Source organism: Microbacterium sp. LWO12-1.2, from assembly GCF_040675875.1.
Classification (GTDB): Bacteria; Actinomycetota; Actinomycetes; order Actinomycetales; family Microbacteriaceae; genus Microbacterium.
Genome location: NZ_JBEGII010000001.1, coordinates 3,448,528 through 3,465,839, shown reverse-complemented (window position 1 = coordinate 3,465,839; position 17,312 = coordinate 3,448,528). Strand labels below are relative to the sequence as shown.

The window sequence follows — 17,312 nt, the reverse complement described above, 5'->3', positions numbered from 1 at the left end:
TAGTAAGACGAGTAAAGGTACGCACTCCCCAGTAGTGAGGGAACCCGCAGACCCAGGAGCACGCGCAGACGCTCAGCATCAAGGCGTATGCTGAAGTGTTGGGTCATCTGACCCCGAGGAGAGTCCGGAAGGCGGTGATGGCGATGTCCGATGATAGTTACGACGCCGCCACCGCTGCGTCGCGACTCCCTGTGATCGCCCGTTGAGCATCCGCTCCGCGATCGCACGTCCTTCTCCGCAGCCGTCGGCGGCGTCATCCGCCCCCTGACGAATTCTGCGCACGGCCCTCATCGGGCGTGCGCGCGCGAGAACGGAGCCTGATCATGGCCCTCATCGACAACGGCGTGTACGTCCACGGACGTCGCGTGGAGACCCCGAAGAACCTCGACGACACCTACCGCATCATGGATTCGGTCGGCGGCACCGCGTGGATCGGCCTGTACCGACCCAGCCCGCAGGAAGTCGAATCGGTCGCGCGCGAGTTCGACCTGCATCCGCTCGCCGTCGAGGATGCGCTCTCGGGCCACCAGCGCTCGAAGGTGGAGCGCTACGGCGACACCCTGTTCGCGGTGCTGCGGCCCGCCCGCTACCGCGACGAGCAGGAGTCGGTGGAGTTCGGCGAGCTGCACCTGTTCATCGGCCCCGACTTCGTGGTGACGATCCGGCACGCGGAATCCCCCAACCTGGTCGCGGTGCGCCAGCGCATGGAAGCCAACCCCGAGCTGCTCGCGATGGGGCCGGAGGCGGTGCTCTACGCGATCCTCGACGAGGTGGTCGACGGCTACGAGCCGATCGTGGCCGGACTCCTCAACGACATCGACGAGATCGAGGACGAGCTCTTCGGCGACAGCGATGACGACGCGCTCTCGCGCCGCATCTACGAGTTGTCACGTGAGGTGATCAACTTCCAGCGGGCGGTGCATCCGCTCACCGGGATGCTGGAGTGGCTGCGTCGGGGCTCCGACAAGTACCGCATCGACGAGGAGCTGCAGCGCTCGCTGCGCGACGTGCTCGACCACACCATCCGGGTGAACGAGCGCGTGGACTCGTTCCGCGCGATCCTCGACAACGCCCTCACCGTGCAGTCCGCACTGGTCGCGCGGCGCCAGTCCGAGGTGAGCCTCGCCCAGAACGACGAGATCAAGAAGATCTCCTCCTGGGCGGCGATCATCTTCGCCCCGACCCTGGTCGGCACCGTCTACGGCATGAACTTCGACGTCATGCCGGAGCTGCACTGGGCCGCCGGCTACCCGCTCGCGCTCGGAGCCATGGCGGCCTTCGCCGTCGCCCTCTACGGGGTCTTCAAGTACAAGAAGTGGTTGTGACCGGCGGCGTCAGTCCTGGTCGGGGCCGCTGATGTGGTCGAGGAGATCGTCGAGTGAATCGAACTCGACGGTCTCCACGCCGTCGCGGTCCCTGACCTCGATGCCGGAGACCTCGAGGTCCTCATCGAGCTGCACCAGGATCCGGGAGTCGGGGAACTGGCGCGGGGCGTCGAAGGCCAGCAGCACGGCATCCGCGAAGACGACGACCGAGGTCGCCTCCAGATCGTCACGCAGCTCGACCTGCTCGATCACCGGCTCGTCGTCGACCGCGTCCTCGATGTCGGCGACGACCTCATCGATCACGGCACGCCAGGTGGTCTCGTTCACCGAGAGGATGCGCGACATCGCCTCGAGCAGTGCGTCGATGTCGACGTCATCGCCGTGGTCCTCGAGCTCGGGGTCGACGTTGACCGTCACCACGGTGCCCGCGGCGTCGATACTCGCCCGGCCGTAGACCAGATCGTTCTCGGCCACGGGTTCGTCGAGCAGGCCGCTCTCGACGATGCGGGCGAGAAGGGCGTCGAGCACAGGCGAGGTCATGAGAACAGTCTTTCGCATCCGGGGCCGGCGTGGGGCGGCCGATAGGCTCGACCTCGTGCCGAACGCCGATTCCCCCGCCTCCGCCGCCTCCGACCTCCGCCGTCTCTCCGATGCCCTCGTGAGCGCGGAGCCGCTCAACTGGGTCATCACCGGCGACTCGATCACGCACGGCCTCGTGCACACGCAGGGTGGGCGCAGCTATCCGGAGCACCTGCACGAGCTGATCCGCGGGGAGCTCGAGCGTGTGCGCGACATCGTCATCAACTCGGCCATCAGCGGCCACCGCATCGTCGACATCCTGGGCGACTGGGACCGCCGGGTCTCGTCGTGGCGACCCGACGTGGTGACCCTCATGATCGGCACCAACGACATGTCGACGGGAGGCGTGTGGCCGATCATCTCGGCCGACGACTACGCGGCGTCGCTGCACGAGTTCGTGTCGCGGGTACGAGCGCTCGGCGCCATCCCTGTGCTGCAGACCCCGCCGTCGATCGACGACCTGAACGCTCCCGAGCGCGCCCGCGTCGCGGAGTTCGCCGCTGCCGTGCGCGCGGTGGCCGCGAGTGACGACGTGATCCTGGTCGACCAGCTCGCCCGCTTCACCGAGCTCGGTGGCGGTGGAGTGCCCTGGGGCCTGATGAACGACCCCTTCCACCCCAACGCCACCGGTCATGCCGCCCTCGCCATCGAGCTCGCGAAGGCCCTCGGCATCCGCCCCGACCCGCTGCACTCGCGCACCCTCGGACTGCTCGAGGGCCAGGTCGCGGCCGCGGGCGCCCTGGGCTGACGCGCGTTCGGCAGGAGTTCGGGAGGAGTTCTCCTCCTCGGGAGGAGGATCCTCGGCTCAGGCTCCTCCCGAGCCCGAGTTCTCCTCCCGAAGCGGTGACTACTGCCGCGGCCCGGATCATCCGCCCGCAGCGACCCCGCTCGCGATGTCCTCGATCACGCACGCGGCGGCGCCCAGCGCCCAGTCCTCGAACGTGTGCGGGCGCAGCACGATCGGGCAGTCCCCTGCCGCTCCGAACGTATACTCGGCGAAGGCCGCGCGCAGGTGCTCCTCGTACAGCCCGTACTCGGTGACGTTCTCACCCGCGAACACGACGAGCTCCGGTCCTGTGAGATTCACCACGGCGGCGAGCGCTGTGCCGATCACCCTGCCGGCCTGCGCGAACACCCCCCGCGCCACCGGGTCGCCGGCATGCGCGAGCGCGAAGACATCCCCGATCGAGAGGTCGGGCTGGGCCCGTCCCTCGCGCACCAGGGAGAGCATCGCGGCGGTCGAGGCCGCCGCTTCCACGCATCCGTGACGTCCGCAGCGGCAGCGCAGATGCGTCGGGGCGAAGGGCAGGTGCCCGATCTCGCCGGCCACCCCGAACGCCCCCTGCACGACCCGGCCGTTCAGGTACAGCCCGCACCCGGTACCGGTGCCGATGGTCACGACCGCGAACGACTCCGCATCCCGACCGGCCCCGAACAGCAGCTCGGTGGTGGTGAGTGCGCGCACGTCGTTGTCGAGCAGAGCCGGGATGCCGGTGGCCTCCTGCACGAGTTGCGCGAAGGGCACCCCTTGCCAGCCGAGCAGGGCGGATTCCCGCACCTGGCCGCCCGCGCGATCGACATCTCCGGAGAGTGCGACGCCGATGCCGCTGACCGCGTCTTCGGCGCCCGCCCGCAGGCGATCGACCACGCGCACGACGGCGGCGAGCACTGCGCCCACCGACGACCCGGCGTTCTCCTCGTCGGCCCGCGCCCGCACCGTCGCCCCGAGGTCCGTCCGCACGCCGTAGGTCCGATCCGCGGTGACCTTGATCCCGATGACGTGCGCGCGATCAGGGGCGACGGCAAGCGGGCTGACCGGCCTCCCGACCGTCGAGGTCGCGCGCGGATCCGGCGACTCGATCACGAACCCGGCGGCGAGCAACGGCGTCACCGCCTTCGTGACGGCGGCTGCGGAGAGCCCGGTGTCACGGGAGATGTCGACCCTGGCGAGTGGCCCGTGGGTGAGGATGCGACGGAACACCGCGACCGAGGCAGGCGAGGTGACCGGGATCCGATTCACGGGGAGAGTCCTTCCGACAGCACAGGCAGGACGCGCGTATGCGCTCGGGTTGCAGTCATCCCCGACAGTACGCATGATTAATTCATGACGTCAAGTAACTCCCCCGCGACGCGGCCGGCTGCCGACACGACGCACCTCCGCAACGGCGGCGTCAGCGTGGTGTTCGCTCCCGACGTCTTCGGCGTCCCCGCAGTCGCGCACTGGGGCGCCGCGCTGGAAGACGCCGACATCCCCGGGCTGCTCGCCACCACCACCCCCGCCGTGATGAACAGCTCCCTCGACATCCCGCGGTCGTTCTCGATCACCGCAGGGCGCGCGCACGGGTGGTCCGGCACCCCGGCCATCGAGGCGAGCGCGGGGGATGCCGTGATCGACGGCTTCTCGCTGGTCGAGACCGCACACGACGGCGCCACCCACGACGGCACCATCCACGACGGCGCCGAGGTGCGCTTCGTGCTACGGGACGCCGGCGCCGCGGTCGAGGCCACGTTCCACTACCTCCTGGATGATGCCGGGCTGCTGCACGCCACCATCGCGCTCGCGAACATCACCGCTGACCGCCACATCGACATCACCGCGGCGCGCGCCCTGCTCCCGCTCCCCGCGCGTGCCGCCGAGATCGTCGACTTCACCGGTCGCTGGACCCACGAACGCCAGCCGCAGCGGGCGCAGATCCACGACGGCACCTGGCTGCGGTCGTCGCGCCGTGGCCGGCCGGGCCATGACTCCTCGTTCCTCACACTCACCGGCACCCGCGGCTTCCGCTTCCGCACCGGTGAGGTCTGGGCGGCTCACCTCGCCTGGAGCGGCAACCAGGAGATGCGCGTCGAGCGGCTACCGGAGGGCGCCGGCGTGCACGCGGCGGTGCTGGGCGGCGGCGAGATCGTGGATGCGGGCGAGCTGCGGCTTCAGCCCGGCGAGACGTACCTCTCTCCGGAGTCGCTCTTCGCGTGGAGCGACCAGGGCATCGACGGCGTCACCGCCCGCCTGCACACCTCGATCCGCTCCCGCCCGGGTCACCCCCGCACCCCGCGACCGCTGCTGCTGAACACGTGGGAGGCGGTGTACTTCGACCACGACCTCGAGACCCTCACCACCCTGGCCACGACCGCGGCCGAACTGGGTGTCGAGCGTTTCGTGCTCGACGACGGGTGGTTCCGCGGGCGCCGTGATGACAGCGCTGGCCTCGGCGACTGGTTCGTCGACCGGACGGTCTGGCCCGAGGGCATCCTCCCCCTGTCCGAGCGCGTGCACGGACTCGGGATGCAGTTCGGCCTCTGGTTCGAGCCCGAGATGGTGAACCCGGACTCCGACCTCGCGCGACAGCATCCGGAGTGGCTGTTGGGCGAGAACCCGTTGCTCGCCTCTCGCCACCAGTTCGTGCTGGACTTCTCGCGCCCCGAGGTCGAGGCGTACATCCTCGAACGCCTCGACGACGTGATCACCACGGCCGCCGTCGACTTCGTGAAGTGGGACCACAACCGCGATCTGCACGCCTCACTCGGAGCGCAGGCCGACCGGCACGTGCGGGCCCACACCCGCGGCGTGTATCGGGTGCTCGACGAGCTCCGACGTCGGCATCCGCTGCTCGAGATCGAATCGTGCGCGAGCGGCGGCGGGCGCGCGGATCTGGGGATCCTCGCCCGCACCGACCGGGTCTGGACCTCGGACTGCAACGATCCGGTCGAGCGCCAGCAAATCCAACGTGGGACGCAGACGCTGCTCCCCCCGGAGCTGCTCGGCGCGCACGTCGGACCGACGGTGTCGCACACCACAGGCCGGCATGCCTCGTTCTCGTTCCGCGCCGCGACCGCCCTGTTCGGTCACGCCGGCCTGGAGTGGGATCTGACCGCGGCGAGCGCCGAGGAACGGGCGGGGATCGCCGCGTGGACCTCGCTGTACCGCGAGCTGCGGGGCCTGCTGCACTCGGGCGTCACGGTGCGCGCGGATGATGTGAACTCCGGCGCTCTGCTGCACGGAGTCGTGAGCCACGACCGCCGCGAAGCCGTGTTCGCGTGGGTGCGCACCGAGACCAGCGGCACCGCGAACACCCCGCGTATCCCGATCCCCGGGCTCGAGCCCGGGGCCACCTACCGCGTGCGGGTGCGCGAGGAGATCGGCGCCGCCGGCCGGCATCAGGTCGCAGATCCGGCCTGGATGTCGGGCGACCTCACCGTCACGGGCGCGGTGCTCGCGCAGGGACTCCCGCTTCCGGTGCTGAACCCCGGCAACGCGCTGCTGCTGCACCTGACGCCCGTCGCGTCCTGAGATCCGGGACCGGCACCCCCCCTCCCGGTCGACTCGAAGATGGTCTAGACGACCCACCACCGCACCGATATGTTGGCCGCATCTGCAGTCGAGAGCGGGGTGGCTCATGTCTCATGTGGTGGCAACCGGAGCAGGCAAGGCGATGATGGAGCGTCGGAACGATCCGACGCACGACTACATCCTCGGACTCACGAGGAAGAAGAGACCTCGAGTCCTCTTCGTCGGAACCGCGACCGGAGACGACGCCGCGTACATCGTGAGCTTCTACTCCACGTACGACTCCGACCGATGCGCACCACACCATCTGCCGCTGTTCCACCGCGCGGTCGACGACCTCGCCGGGTTCGTGAAGGGCTTCGACGTGATCCACGTCGGCGGCGGCAACACCGCCAACATGCTCGACGTGTGGAAGCGACAGGGTCTCGACGAGATCATGCGCGAGATGTGGGAGGACCCGGCCTCGAACGTCGTCTTCACGGGCGGCAGCGCCGGCGGTATCTGCTGGTTCGAGGGCGGCACCACCGACAGCTACGGTCCGACCCTTCAGGTGCTCCCCGAAGGACTGGGTTTCCTGCACGGCAGCTTCTGCCCGCACTACGACGCGGAGGACCAGCGGCGCCCTCTGTTCCACGACTCGCTCCTGAAGGGCGAGCTCGCCACGGGCTACGCGGTCGGCAATCTGCAGTCGCTGCATTTCGAGAACTCCGAGTTCGTGACCGCGATCAGTCCGGTCGAGAATCCTCTGGCACTGCGGGTCGAGGCCATCGGCGGCCGGATCGTCGAGACCGAGCTCGCCACCGAGATCCTCGTCGGGTCGGCCCCGATCACGAAGGGGCCGTCGTCGTGAACGACAACGTGTGGATCCTGATCGCCCAGCTGATCGTCGTCATCCTCGCGATCTACATGGGCACCCGCACCAGCGGGATCGGGCTGGGCGTCTGGGGACTCGTCGGTGTCGCCGTCCTCATCTTCGTGTTCGGCGAGGCGCCGGGCAATGCTCCGGTGGATACGGTCTTCATCGTCATCACCGTCATCACCGCGGCATCGACCATGCAGGCCGCCGGCGGCATCGACTGGATGGTCTCGGTCGCGGCCAAGGTCATCAGACGCAAGCCGAAGTCCGTCGTGTTCCTCGCCCCCGCGATGTCGTTCCTCTTCACGGTCGGTGCCGGCACGGGCAACATCTTCTATCCGCTGCTCCCCGTCATCTACGACGTCTCGTACCAGCAGAAGATCCGTCCGGAGCGAGCGCTGTCGGTCTCGGCCGTCGCCTCGCAGGTCGGCATCCTGTGCTCTCCGGTGTCGGCGGCCACGGCCTCGATGGTCGTATTGCTCGCACCGCAGGGCGTCGACCTCGGCGGACTGCTGCTGATCATGTGGCCGGCATCCATCGCTGGGCTCTTCGTCGCCGCGCTCGTCATGATGCGGCACGGCAAGGACCTCGAGGACGACCCCGAGTTCCAGCGCCGCCTGGCCGACAAGCAGATCCAGCCACCGGTCGTGGATGCGCACGAGACCAAGCTCCCTCGCACCGCGGTGCTCTCGGCCGCGCTGTTCCTGATCGGCGTCGGCGTCATCGTGCTGTTCGGCCTCTTCCAGGGACTGCGCCCGGTCATCGGGACGGATGACGCCGGCGACCCCGTGCGCCTCAGCGTCACCGTGATCATCGAGGTGGTCATGGGTGTGATCGCGGCCCTGATCTTCGTGTTCTGCAAGGTCAAGGCCGCCGACGTGCCGAAGCAGCCGACGTTCCCCGCCGGACTCGTCGGTGCCATCGCCCTGTTCGGTATCGCCTGGCTCGCGAACACCTTCGTCGCGGCGAACCAGACCCTGATCGTCGACGGCCTCGGCTCGGTGGTCTCCGGATCCTCGGCGTTCCTCGGCGCACTGCTGTTCGCGCTCGCCCTGTTCGCCGTCGCGATGCTCACGACCAGCCAATCGAGCGCGACCAACGCGATTGTGCCGATCGGCATCACGATCGGTCTGCCCGCACCGCTCCTCGTCGGTCTGTGGCCGTCGACCATGGGCATATACACGCTGCCCGCCAACGGCAGTCAGGTCGCGACCGTCGCCTTCGACCAGACCGGGACGACGAAGATGGGCAAGTTCGTCTTCGACCACTCGTTCCAGTTGCCGAACCTCGTCTACGTGGGTGTGGCGATCATCGTCGGAGTGACGCTCTCGTTCCTGTTCTCCTGACATGACCGCTCCTGACAGGACGGCCCGCTGACATGCCGGATGCCGTGGCCCGCTCGGCCCTGCGCCAGTTCCTGCTCGGACTGGCGCAGGGGATGAACGCGTCGGCCGAGTCGGTCGACCGCATCCGCGACACCATGGCCGAGGTCGCCGGGGCCTACGGCGGCGACGACACCGACTTCGTGGTGCTGCCGACCATCATCCTGGTCGAGACCGGCGACGACGAGGAGTCGCGGGTCGCCATCCGTTCCGCGACCAACGCATCGTTCCGCTTCGACCAGATCGCGGCGCTGTACGAGCTCATCGCGCAGGCGCGCACCGGGTCGGTCCCGCCGCTCGACGGCATCGCCCGGCTGAACGAGATCGGGGCGATGCGCCCGCGGCTCGGATGGGCCACCCGCACCCTCGGGCACGCCGTGCTCACGACCGGCTGCTCACTCCCACCTGGCAGGGAGCGATCGTCGCGTTCGTGCTCGGCGCGGGCATCGGAGTGCTCAAGCTGGTGCGCTCGCCCACCCTGCAGCTCGTGATGCCGATCGCCGCGGCCTTCGTGTGCGCGTCAGCGGTCTTCCTGCTCGCAGAGGTGATCGAGATCGGCGACCCCATCAGGCTGCTCATCGCCCCGCTGGTGACCTTCCTTCCCGGCGGCGTGCTGACGACCGCGACCGTCGAACTCGCGGCCGGACAGATGATCTCGGGAGCCTCTCGCCTGGTCTACGGCTTCGTGCAGCTCGCGCTGCTGGCATTCGGCATCCTCGCCGCCGGCAGCGTGGTGGGGGTGGAGTCGCGCTCGTACGAACCGCTGGCCACCGCATCCTTCCTCCCGTGGTGGGTGGCACTCATCGGCATCCTGGTGTTCGCACTGGGGAACTATCTGCATTTCTCCGCGCCGTCGTCGACGTTCGGGTGGGTGCTGCTCGCGCTGATCGTCGCGTATGCCGGCCAGTGGGCCGGCGCGGTGCTGCTCGGTCCAACGATGGGCGGCTTCATCGGCGCGGTCGCGATGACCCTGGCCGTCTTCTGGATCGCCTCGCTGCGACACGGCGTGCCCGCGCAGATCACGTTCCTGCCCGCATTCTGGCTGCTCGTACTGGGCGCTGCGGGCCTGGTCGGACTCACCGAGGCGGTGGCCACCGACAGCGGTCTCGCCGACTTCATGACCGCACTCGTGTCGGTCATGTCGATTGCGTTGGGGGTGCTCATCGGCACGGCTCTGTATCGCGTGGTGCACCACGGCGCCGAGGAGATCGTGCAGTTCGCGGTGGCTGCGCCGACCGTGGTCGCCCGGGCTCCCGGCGTGTGGGAGCGCCTGCTGCCCTGGCGTCGACGTTAGGCCCGTCCGTCATCCCGGACCCGACCCCGACCCACCGCCCTGTCCCGGCGCGAGGAGCGGCCGCGCGAGCCACGGCACGATCGCCGCCGCAGCGAGCGCGAGGGCGACTCCGAGCAGCGTCATCCCGACGCGCTCCACGAACCAGTGCGCGGGCGTCGCGGTGTCCTCGAGGAGCAGCATCGAGAGCACGATGAAGGTCGAGAAGAACGGGAAGACGTACCAGCGACTGCCTGCGGTGCCGGTGCCGACGGCCAGGACGACGATCAGCAGCAGCGCGAGAACAGCGGTTCCCGGAGCGATCGCGGCGATACCGCACGCGACCAGCGCTCCCACGATCACCGAGAGCGCGCGCCCCCACCCACGGCTGACGAGCGCGAGGTGCTGCGGACGGCTGACAAGGAGTGCGGCAGCGCACGCCCAGCCGGGGTGATCCACGCCGAGCGCGAAGCCGACGGCGGCCGCGACCGCACCGGCCAGTCCGATCTGGATGCCGTAGACAAGCATCGCCGAGCGTGTGGTGTCGGGGCGGGCCGGACGCGCGAGCGCGACCCCGTCCGGCCAGAGCAATGAGACCACGAAGCCGTAGAGCGAACCGGCCAGGAGCAGTGCCGCTGCGGCGAGCGCCGCCGACACCGAGGGGAACGAGAGGCCCACTCCGATGAGCGGGAGCCCGAGCAGCATCACCGGTGCGGCGAGACGTCGGGAGTGATCGGCGGCGAGCGCGGCGACCCCGATGCACAGCACGAAGATCACCGCCACGGCGAGCACGGGGATGCCGGAGACCACGGCGCCGAGCAGCACGGCCGCGGCCGCGATGGCACCGACCACCAGCGCCATCGCCCGCTGCCGACGGCTGCTCGCCAGACCGAGCGCGGCGGCGGGGAGCACGCCGACGGCGAGAGCCAGTCCGGCCGACGGGTCGCTGAACGAGGCGATGCCCGCGGGGGCGGCGAGGGCCACCCCGTGCAGGGCGTTCCTCCATGACCACGCGACTGCAGACGCCATGCCATCACTCTGGCTCGTCCGGCGGCCGCGCGCCACCACTCATGCCCTCCGCATCCGACATCCGCCCCTCCCGTTCCCGTGCCCGCAGGCACCCTCGAGAGACTTCAGTATTCGGTGTTGCTAAGTACCGGTACCTAGTGTTACTTTGTACCGGTACCCAGCATCACTGAGTACCGAATATCGAATGAGAGGAGCATCCATGGGCAAGCAGATGACCGAGATGCTCAAAGGCACGCTGGAGGGCATCGTCCTCGCCCTCCTCGCCGAGCAGCCGGCCTACGGATACGACATCACCGCACGCCTGCGCGACCACGGCTTCACCGACACCGCCGAAGGCACGGTCTACGCCCTGCTGGTGCGGATCGAGCAGCGCGGTCTCGTCGACGTCGAGAAGGTGCCGAGCGAGAAGGGCCCGCCCCGCAAGGTGTACACCCTCAACGCGCAGGGCACCCACGAGCTCGCGGAGTTCTGGAAGACCTGGAACGTCCTCGCGCAGCGCATCGAAGAACTGAACACCACACACACCGCCCAGAAGGAGAACTGACCATGGCCGCGAAATGGATCGAAGCCGTCACCGGATCACTCGAGCAGAAGAAGCAGTACAAGCAGGCCAAGGCCCGCCTCGACGCTCTGCCCGAGCCGTACCGCGCGACGGCGGATGCCTTCCACCGGTACTTCATGTACTACGGAGGCATCACCGAGGGCGACACCCTTGTGCAGATGATCGTCGACTACGCCGACCTGTGGGAGCGCGCCGCGATCGACGGCACCCCGATCAGCGCGATCGTCGGAGACGACCCCGTCGAGTTCGCCGAGAACTTCGCCAGGGCGTACAGCGGAAAGCAGTGGATCGACAAGGAGCGCGCACGCCTCATCAAGGCTGTCGACGAGGCCACGAAGACGGAGAAGGAATCATGACCGCAGCCATCACCGTGCGGGGCGTCGAGAAGTCCTACAAGGATCTGCACGTGCTCCGCGGCGTCGACTTCGAGGTCGCGCCGGGCAGCATCTTCGCCCTGCTCGGCTCCAACGGCGCCGGCAAGACCACGGTCGTGCGCATCCTGTCGACGCTCCTGAAAGCGGATGCCGGCACGGCGACCGTGCAGGGCGTCGATGTGGCCGCCGACCCCCTCGGGGTGCGGGAGCGGATCAGCCTCACCGGGCAGTTCGCCGCGGTCGACGAGATCCTCACCGGACGCGAGAACCTGGTGCTGGTCGCCCGGCTCCGCCACCTCGCCGACCCCGGCGCGATCGCCGACGACCTGCTGGCGACGTTCCGCCTCACGGATGCCGGATCACGCAAGGTCGGCACCTACTCCGGAGGCATGCGGCGTCGGCTCGACATCGCGATGAGCCTGGTCGGACACCCCGAGGTCATCTACCTCGACGAGCCGACCACGGGCCTCGACCCCGAGGCCCGCCTCGAGGTGTGGCAGGTCGTGAAGGAGCTCGCGAACACCGGCACCACGGTGCTCCTCACCACGCAGTATCTCGACGAGGCGGAGCACCTGGCCGACCGCATCGCGATCCTGCACGAGGGACGCATCATCGCCAACGGCACGCTCGCCGAGCTCAAGAAGCTGCTGCCCGCCGCCAAGGTCGAGTACGTCGAGAAGCAGCCGACACTCGAGGAGATCTTCCTCACCCTCGTCGGTACCAAGGCCGCAGGCCCTTCGGCAGGCTCAGGGAACCAGGGCTGGGTCGCTGAGCCTGTCGAAGCGCCCCAGGCCCAGAACCAGAAAGGAACAGCAGCATGAGCACGCACTTCGTCGCCGATACCGCGACGCTCACCGGCCGCTCCATGCGGCACATCTTCCGCAGCCCCGACACCATCATCACCACGGCGGTCACCCCGATCGCGCTGATGCTGCTGTTCGTGTACGTCTTCGGCGGTGCCCTCCAGCAGAGCGCCGGCACCGAGAACTACGTGAACTACCTGCTGCCGGGCATCCTGCTGATCGCTGTGGCATCCGGCATCGCCTACACGGCGTTCCGGTTGTTCAACGATCTGCAGAGCGGCCTGTTCGAGCGCTTCCACTCCATGCCGATCGCGCGATCGAGCGTGCTGTGGGCTCACGTGCTCACGTCGTTGACGGCGAACGGCATCACGCTCGCGATCATCTTCGGCGTCGGGTTCCTGATGGGATTCCGCACCGGCGCGAGCCCCCTGGCCTGGCTCGGTGTGATCGGCATCCTGCTGCTGTTCACCCTCGCCCTCACCTGGCTGGCGATCATCGCCGGTCTCAGCGCGAAGACGATCGACGGCGCGACCGCGTTCTCCTACCCGCTCATCTTCCTGCCGTTCATCAGCTCGGCGTTCGTGCCCACCGACACGATGCCCGGTCCGGTGCGCTGGTTCGCGGAGAACCAGCCGGTGACATCGATCGTCGACACGATCCAGGCGCTCTTCGCCGGCAAGCCGGTCGGCACCGAGATCTGGGTCGCACTGGCCTGGTGTGTCGGCATCCTCATGGTCGCCTACGTGTTCGCGATCATCGCCTACCGGAAGAAGGTCAGATGACCGCGCCCAGCGAGACGGAACGCTCTGACCGGGGATGCTCTCCCCGGCCAGGGCGTTTCGCCGCGCTCGGCCACTGACCCTTGCGGCGGCGCGTCGCACGGAACGGGTGCGTCGCACGGAACGGGCGCGTCGCACGGAACGGATGCGTCGCACGGAACGGCGGAGATCTCGCGGAATGAAGGACGTTCCGCGCGAGAGGCTCCGTCATTCCGCGAGATCTCCTTCATGACGGATGCCGCGGCATCCGTCATATCGGATTCTCCGCGCACCAAACGGGTCAGACCGTCCGCAGTGCCGCCGTCGGAGAGAGCCGCGCCGCACTGATCGCGGGATACAGCCCGGCGATCACACCGACGACCAGTGCCACGACCGGGCCGCCGACGAGCACCACCACCGGGATCGTCACCGCCTGCCCCTGGATCGAGGCGTAGGCGACGACGCCGAGCGCCCCGCAGATCACCCCGGCGATGCCCCCCAGCCCACCGAGCACGATCGCCTCCGCCACGAACTGACCGGCGATCTGTCCCGAACGCGCACCGAGCGCCCTCCGGAGTCCGATCTCACCGCGCCGCTCCAGCACCGCCACCACCATGGTGTTCGCGATGCCGATCCCTCCGACCAGCAGAGCGATCGCCGCGAGACCGACCGCGAGGCCGGACAGTGAGTCGTCCGCGGTGTCCCGCGCACCGGCGAGGTCGCCGAGTCCGGTCACCTGCACGTACGGCGACGACGGGTTCGCCGCACGGGCGATCGCGTCGCGCACCTTCTCGCCCGTGCCGCCGTCGGACATTCGCACGTAGATCGAGGCGATCGTGTCATCGTCCTGCGCCGACACGTGCTCCGCCGCCCAGCGGTCGCCGAGGAACGCACTCGCGTCGATCGACTCGGCGAGGCCGGCCGAATCGAGGATGCCGATCACCGTGTACCACTGCTCGCCGATCCACACCCGCACGCCCGGTTCCGTGATGCCCATCCGCGCGGCGGCGGCGGAACCGAGCACGGTCACCGGCAGCGAGCGGTCGGTCTCGTCGAACCAGGAACCCTGCGCGACCGACCCTTCGACCGACGACAGGAAGTCGGGACTCGCCGCATACGCGGTCAGCCCGTTGCCCTGGCTCTTCGGCATGAGGTCGTTGCGGTACACGCCGATGCCGTCCGGCACCTTCTCGAGCACGCCGACCTGTTCCACTCCCGCCACGCGCTCGATCATCCCCGCGGCCGTCTCTGGCAGGGCGACCGGTTTGTTGTCGGGCCCGTATCCGGGTTGCACGACGATCATGTTCGCTCCGAGCGCGTCGAGCTTCGCCAGCAGCTCCGCCTGGTTGGAGGCGGCGATACCGGTGATGGCCGTGAGCGCAGCGATGCCCACCGCGACACCGAGTGCCGACAGCGCCGTGCGCATCTTGCGACTGCGCGGTCCGATCAGCGCGGTGCGGATGCTGTCAGCGACCGTGAGCCGCGGCAGCCGCTCTCCTCTGCGTCTCATGCCGCGACCTCTTCCCTCTCGCACGAACCGGTGTCGCTCACGATGCGTCCGTCATGGATGCTGACCTGCCGCTGCGTGCGCTCCGCGATGTGCGGGTCATGCGTGATGATCACGACCGCGGTGCCCGCATCGGCGATCGAGGTGAGCAGTTCGAGGATGCGCTCGCCCGTCGTCGAGTCGAGCGCCCCCGTCGGTTCATCGGCGAACAGCACCGACGGGGCACCGACGATCGCCCGCGCGATCGCCACCCGCTGCTGCTCGCCACCGGAGAGCTGACCCGGTCGGTGCTTCATCCGAGCGGCGAGACCGACCCGTTCCAGGGCAGCCGCCGCCCGCGCCGACCGCTCCGCCGCCGGCACCCCCGAATAGAGGAGCCCGAGCGCGACGTTGTCGACCGCGCTGAGCGCCGGCAGCAGGAAGAACTGCTGGAACACGAACCCGATGCGGCGAGCGCGCAACACGGCGCGCTCGCGTTCGGCGAGCGCCGCGGCATCCGTCCCGTCGATCAGCACCGTGCCGCTGGTGGGGTCGTCGAGGGTGCCCATGATCGAGAGCATCGTGCTCTTGCCCGATCCGGATGCTCCGACGACCGCCACCAGCTCGCCGCTCCCGATCGCGAGGCTCATGCCGTGCAGCACCCGCAGCGGCGGACTGCCCGGGTACTCCTTGACCACGTCGACCAGCTCGACCACCGTGTCCGACGTCATCGTGCCACCACCACGGCATCGCCCTCGGCGAGGTCGCCGCCGACGATCTGCACGCGCGTGTCAGCGATCAGGCCGACCTCGACCGCCACGCGCTCGACCGTGCCCTTCTTGCGGAGCACATCGACCGCGTAGCCGCCATCGGTGGTCGCCACGAGCGCCGTCACCGGCACGACCAGCGCGTCCTTCACCTCGGACGCCGCGAACACGACCTTCACGGCGCGCAGCCCGATGCCCTCCGCGACAGCGGGGTCATCGAACTCCACGTTCCCGGTTGGAGGCGTGGTCTCGCCCTCCTTCTCGGTCGGCTGTCCGCCGGGGTCGACGGCCGTCACGGTCGCCGGCACCTCTGCACCGTCCGGCAGCACGACCGTCACGGGCGTTCCCGGCAGGATCTCCCGCGCCTGCGCGTCGGTGAGCTTGGCCACCACACGCAGAGCGGTACTGGTGTACTTCAGCGGGCTCGTCCCCGCCGGATCGCCCAGCTTCGCCGTGACCGACTCGACACGCACGGATGCCGCGGTGATCGCCACGACATCGCCCAGCTTCACGACGCCGTCCTTCGTCACACCGAGCGACTTCTGCCAGGCCTTGACGTTGGCTTCCGTGACCGCCGTGAACTCGTCGTCCACCGTCATGTCCTTGCCGAAGCCGAGGTCGGCGAGAGCCTGTTCCAGTTGACGCACGTCCGGTCCGTTCTCGACGCCGATACCGAGATCGCGCCAGAACGGGCGGTCACCGCGCATCGCGATCACCGGCTTGCCGTCGACCTCGTAGATCGCCTGCCCGACGCCGATCACGTCACCCGCGGTCGGCAGGCGGGTGATGGTGCCGCCACGACCCGGCAGAGCGATCGATGCGCCGTAGCTCAGCGTGCCGTTCAGCCGCAGATCCGACGTGAGAGTGGTGAGCTCGGCATTCGCGGTGACCGGCTCCTTGCCGTCATCGGGAGTCTCGGCGACCGAGCTCCACGGCTGCAGCACCGCGAGGGCCACCGCCGCAGCCACGAGCAGCACCCCGACCGGCAGCAGCACCTTCGTCAATCGACGGCTCATTCGTCGCCTCCGGATGGCAGCACGGTAGCCGCGGAGAAGGCGCCGTCGAAGTACTCGGCCATCACCGCGAACCAGTCGAAGTCGACCGCCTCGATGCTCGCCTGCGTGAACATGGGCGGCATGTCGCCTGCGGTGTCCGCGCACGCGTCGAGGAGAGTGCGCGCCTCATCCTCGGTGATGCCCGCCGGCAGCTCCAGCATGGCGTCGGCGTCGGGATCGGCGAAGTCCGTGAAGCCGTTCTCCCTGGCGCACGCGGCGAAGTCGAGTCCCGACTGCATGAACTCCTCCGGCGAGAACATCTGCGTGCCCTCCTGCATCGAGATGTCGGGCTCGGGTTGCGTGAACTCGGGAACCTCCTCCTCGCACTTCTCCCAGGCGGCTCGCTGGCCGCCGTCTTCGGGATAACCGGACGCGGCCGTCGATGCGAGCCACGTGCCGTCGTCGTCCGAGAAGATCATCGACATCGCCATCTCCTCGCCCTCACCCTCGCCGACACTGACCGAGACGCTGCTGTCGCTGAGCGTGCCCATGCCCCCGTCGCCCCCGACTTCCGGCATCAGCAGGCCCACCTGCCCGCCCTCGACGATCTTCGCCGTCTGACCCTCTTCGGTGAGACAGGTCACGAACCGAGCGGCGGCGGCATCGTTCGCGGCATCGTCCGCTTTGTCGTCCCCGGCCGGGGCGCTGCACGCGGAGAGCGCGAAGAGCGCGAAGACAGCAGGCATCACCACCAGTGAACGGCGTGCTTTCGAGTCGAACATGACTTTCCCTTTCTCGCGGTCGCAGCTCATCCACGACGTGCAGTCAGTTCTACGGATGC

Annotated in this window: 16 protein-coding genes and 1 pseudogene; 10 read left to right on the top strand and 7 right to left on the bottom strand. The window is 69.0% G+C overall.

Features of this window, described 5'->3' with window-relative positions:
* Positions 1-323: 323 nt before the first annotated feature.
* A complete protein-coding gene (locus tag MRBLWO12_RS16605) occupies positions 324-1,325 on the top strand; it encodes a magnesium and cobalt transport protein CorA (RefSeq protein ID WP_247628644.1) in 1,002 nt (333 codons plus the stop codon).
* Between the two features lie 9 nt (positions 1,326-1,334).
* Here the strand turns inward: MRBLWO12_RS16605 and MRBLWO12_RS16600 are convergent, their stop codons facing one another.
* A complete protein-coding gene (locus MRBLWO12_RS16600) occupies positions 1,335-1,865 on the bottom strand; it encodes a cytochrome C5 (protein WP_363557447.1) in 531 nt (176 codons plus the stop codon).
* A 55-nt stretch (positions 1,866-1,920) separates the two neighbouring features.
* Between MRBLWO12_RS16600 and MRBLWO12_RS16595 the strand changes: the two genes are divergently transcribed.
* Positions 1,921-2,652, top strand: a complete 732-nt coding sequence (locus MRBLWO12_RS16595) for an SGNH/GDSL hydrolase family protein (protein ID WP_363557445.1) — start codon at positions 1,921-1,923, stop codon at positions 2,650-2,652.
* A 117-nt stretch (positions 2,653-2,769) separates the two neighbouring features.
* On the opposite strand, the gene MRBLWO12_RS16590 is transcribed toward MRBLWO12_RS16595, so the two are convergent.
* Positions 2,770-3,924: an ROK family transcriptional regulator gene (locus MRBLWO12_RS16590; RefSeq protein ID WP_363557443.1), complete on the bottom strand. Its 1,155-nt coding sequence runs from the start codon at positions 3,922-3,924 to the stop codon at positions 2,770-2,772.
* Between the two features lie 84 nt (positions 3,925-4,008).
* On the opposite strand from MRBLWO12_RS16590, the gene MRBLWO12_RS16585 reads away from it, so the two are divergent.
* The 4 genes and pseudogenes from MRBLWO12_RS16585 to MRBLWO12_RS16570 all read left to right on the top strand — a co-directional run bounded on the left by MRBLWO12_RS16585 (position 4,009) and on the right by MRBLWO12_RS16570 (position 9,721).
* On the top strand, positions 4,009-6,192 hold the full coding sequence (locus MRBLWO12_RS16585; RefSeq protein WP_363557441.1) for an alpha-galactosidase: 2,184 nt from the start codon (positions 4,009-4,011) through the stop codon (positions 6,190-6,192).
* Between the two features lie 106 nt (positions 6,193-6,298).
* The gene (locus tag MRBLWO12_RS16580; protein WP_363557439.1) at positions 6,299-7,039 is read left to right on the top strand and encodes a peptidase E; all 741 of its coding nucleotides are present in this window, start codon (positions 6,299-6,301) and stop codon (positions 7,037-7,039) included.
* Positions 7,036-8,391: an anaerobic C4-dicarboxylate transporter family protein gene (locus MRBLWO12_RS16575; protein ID WP_363557437.1), complete on the top strand. Its 1,356-nt coding sequence runs from the start codon at positions 7,036-7,038 to the stop codon at positions 8,389-8,391. Before MRBLWO12_RS16580 ends, MRBLWO12_RS16575 begins: the two co-directional genes overlap by 4 nt.
* Positions 8,392-8,423: 32 nt before the next feature.
* Positions 8,424-9,721 (top strand): annotated as a pseudogene (locus MRBLWO12_RS16570) (threonine/serine ThrE exporter family protein).
* A 9-nt stretch (positions 9,722-9,730) separates the two neighbouring features.
* Here the strand turns inward: MRBLWO12_RS16570 and MRBLWO12_RS16565 are convergent.
* On the bottom strand, positions 9,731-10,726 hold the full coding sequence (locus tag MRBLWO12_RS16565) for an FUSC family protein (RefSeq protein WP_363557435.1): 996 nt from the start codon (positions 10,724-10,726) through the stop codon (positions 9,731-9,733).
* 199 nt (positions 10,727-10,925) lie between these two features.
* Between MRBLWO12_RS16565 and MRBLWO12_RS16560 the strand changes: the two genes are divergently transcribed.
* From MRBLWO12_RS16560 to MRBLWO12_RS16545, 4 genes are read left to right on the top strand one after another with little or no spacing between them, the layout of a single operon-like run.
* Entirely contained in the window at positions 10,926-11,270 is a 345-nt protein-coding gene (locus MRBLWO12_RS16560) for a PadR family transcriptional regulator (RefSeq protein ID WP_363557433.1), read from the top strand.
* A 2-nt stretch (positions 11,271-11,272) separates the two neighbouring features.
* On the top strand, positions 11,273-11,644 hold the full coding sequence (locus tag MRBLWO12_RS16555) for a DUF1048 domain-containing protein (RefSeq protein ID WP_363557431.1): 372 nt from the start codon (positions 11,273-11,275) through the stop codon (positions 11,642-11,644).
* Complete coding sequence (locus MRBLWO12_RS16550; protein WP_414685492.1) at positions 11,641-12,483, top strand: ABC transporter ATP-binding protein; 843 nt, start codon at positions 11,641-11,643, stop codon at positions 12,481-12,483. Before MRBLWO12_RS16555 ends, MRBLWO12_RS16550 begins: the two co-directional genes overlap by 4 nt.
* Entirely contained in the window at positions 12,480-13,247 is a 768-nt protein-coding gene (locus MRBLWO12_RS16545) for an ABC transporter permease (protein WP_363557429.1), read from the top strand. Before MRBLWO12_RS16550 ends, MRBLWO12_RS16545 begins: the two co-directional genes overlap by 4 nt.
* A gap of 277 nt (positions 13,248-13,524) precedes the next feature.
* Here the strand turns inward: MRBLWO12_RS16545 and MRBLWO12_RS16540 are convergent, their stop codons facing one another.
* The 4 genes from MRBLWO12_RS16540 to MRBLWO12_RS16525 are packed head-to-tail and all read right to left on the bottom strand — an operon-like array spanning position 13,525 to position 17,253.
* Entirely contained in the window at positions 13,525-14,733 is a 1,209-nt protein-coding gene (locus MRBLWO12_RS16540; protein ID WP_363557427.1) for an ABC transporter permease, read from the bottom strand.
* The gene (locus MRBLWO12_RS16535) at positions 14,730-15,440 is read right to left on the bottom strand and encodes an ABC transporter ATP-binding protein (RefSeq protein WP_363557425.1); all 711 of its coding nucleotides are present in this window, start codon (positions 15,438-15,440) and stop codon (positions 14,730-14,732) included. Before MRBLWO12_RS16535 ends, MRBLWO12_RS16540 begins: the two co-directional genes overlap by 4 nt.
* Positions 15,437-16,492, bottom strand: coding sequence for a peptidoglycan-binding protein (locus tag MRBLWO12_RS16530; RefSeq protein ID WP_363557423.1), 1,056 nt, complete (start codon positions 16,490-16,492; stop codon positions 15,437-15,439). The genes MRBLWO12_RS16535 and MRBLWO12_RS16530 overlap by 4 nt, the downstream gene beginning before the upstream one ends.
* Positions 16,489-17,253 carry a hypothetical protein gene (locus tag MRBLWO12_RS16525; RefSeq protein ID WP_363557421.1) on the bottom strand — a complete coding sequence of 255 codons (765 nt, stop codon included), beginning with the start codon at positions 17,251-17,253 and terminating at the stop codon, positions 16,489-16,491. Before MRBLWO12_RS16525 ends, MRBLWO12_RS16530 begins: the two co-directional genes overlap by 4 nt.
* Positions 17,254-17,312 lie beyond the last annotated feature (59 nt).

What these genes read in the sequence shown, in the direction of transcription:
- MRBLWO12_RS16605 (WP_247628644.1), top strand. Translation starts at nt 324, where the DNA reads ATGGCCCTCATCGACAACGGCGTGTACGTCCACGGACGTCGCGTGGAG.
- MRBLWO12_RS16600 (WP_363557447.1), bottom strand. Translation starts at nt 1,865, where the DNA reads ATGACCTCGCCTGTGCTCGACGCCCTTCTCGCCCGCATCGTCGAGAGC.
- MRBLWO12_RS16585 (WP_363557441.1), top strand. Translation starts at nt 4,009, where the DNA reads ATGACGTCAAGTAACTCCCCCGCGACGCGGCCGGCTGCCGACACGACG.
- MRBLWO12_RS16580 (WP_363557439.1), top strand. Translation starts at nt 6,299, where the DNA reads ATGTCTCATGTGGTGGCAACCGGAGCAGGCAAGGCGATGATGGAGCGT.
- MRBLWO12_RS16565 (WP_363557435.1), bottom strand. Translation starts at nt 10,726, where the DNA reads ATGGCGTCTGCAGTCGCGTGGTCATGGAGGAACGCCCTGCACGGGGTG.
- MRBLWO12_RS16560 (WP_363557433.1), top strand. Translation starts at nt 10,926, where the DNA reads ATGGGCAAGCAGATGACCGAGATGCTCAAAGGCACGCTGGAGGGCATC.
- MRBLWO12_RS16555 (WP_363557431.1), top strand. Translation starts at nt 11,273, where the DNA reads ATGGCCGCGAAATGGATCGAAGCCGTCACCGGATCACTCGAGCAGAAG.
- MRBLWO12_RS16550 (WP_414685492.1), top strand. Translation starts at nt 11,641, where the DNA reads ATGACCGCAGCCATCACCGTGCGGGGCGTCGAGAAGTCCTACAAGGAT.
- MRBLWO12_RS16545 (WP_363557429.1), top strand. Translation starts at nt 12,480, where the DNA reads ATGAGCACGCACTTCGTCGCCGATACCGCGACGCTCACCGGCCGCTCC.
- MRBLWO12_RS16540 (WP_363557427.1), bottom strand. Translation starts at nt 14,733, where the DNA reads ATGAGACGCAGAGGAGAGCGGCTGCCGCGGCTCACGGTCGCTGACAGC.
- MRBLWO12_RS16535 (WP_363557425.1), bottom strand. Translation starts at nt 15,440, where the DNA reads ATGACGTCGGACACGGTGGTCGAGCTGGTCGACGTGGTCAAGGAGTAC.
- MRBLWO12_RS16530 (WP_363557423.1), bottom strand. Translation starts at nt 16,492, where the DNA reads ATGAGCCGTCGATTGACGAAGGTGCTGCTGCCGGTCGGGGTGCTGCTC.
- MRBLWO12_RS16525 (WP_363557421.1), bottom strand. Translation starts at nt 17,253, where the DNA reads ATGTTCGACTCGAAAGCACGCCGTTCACTGGTGGTGATGCCTGCTGTC.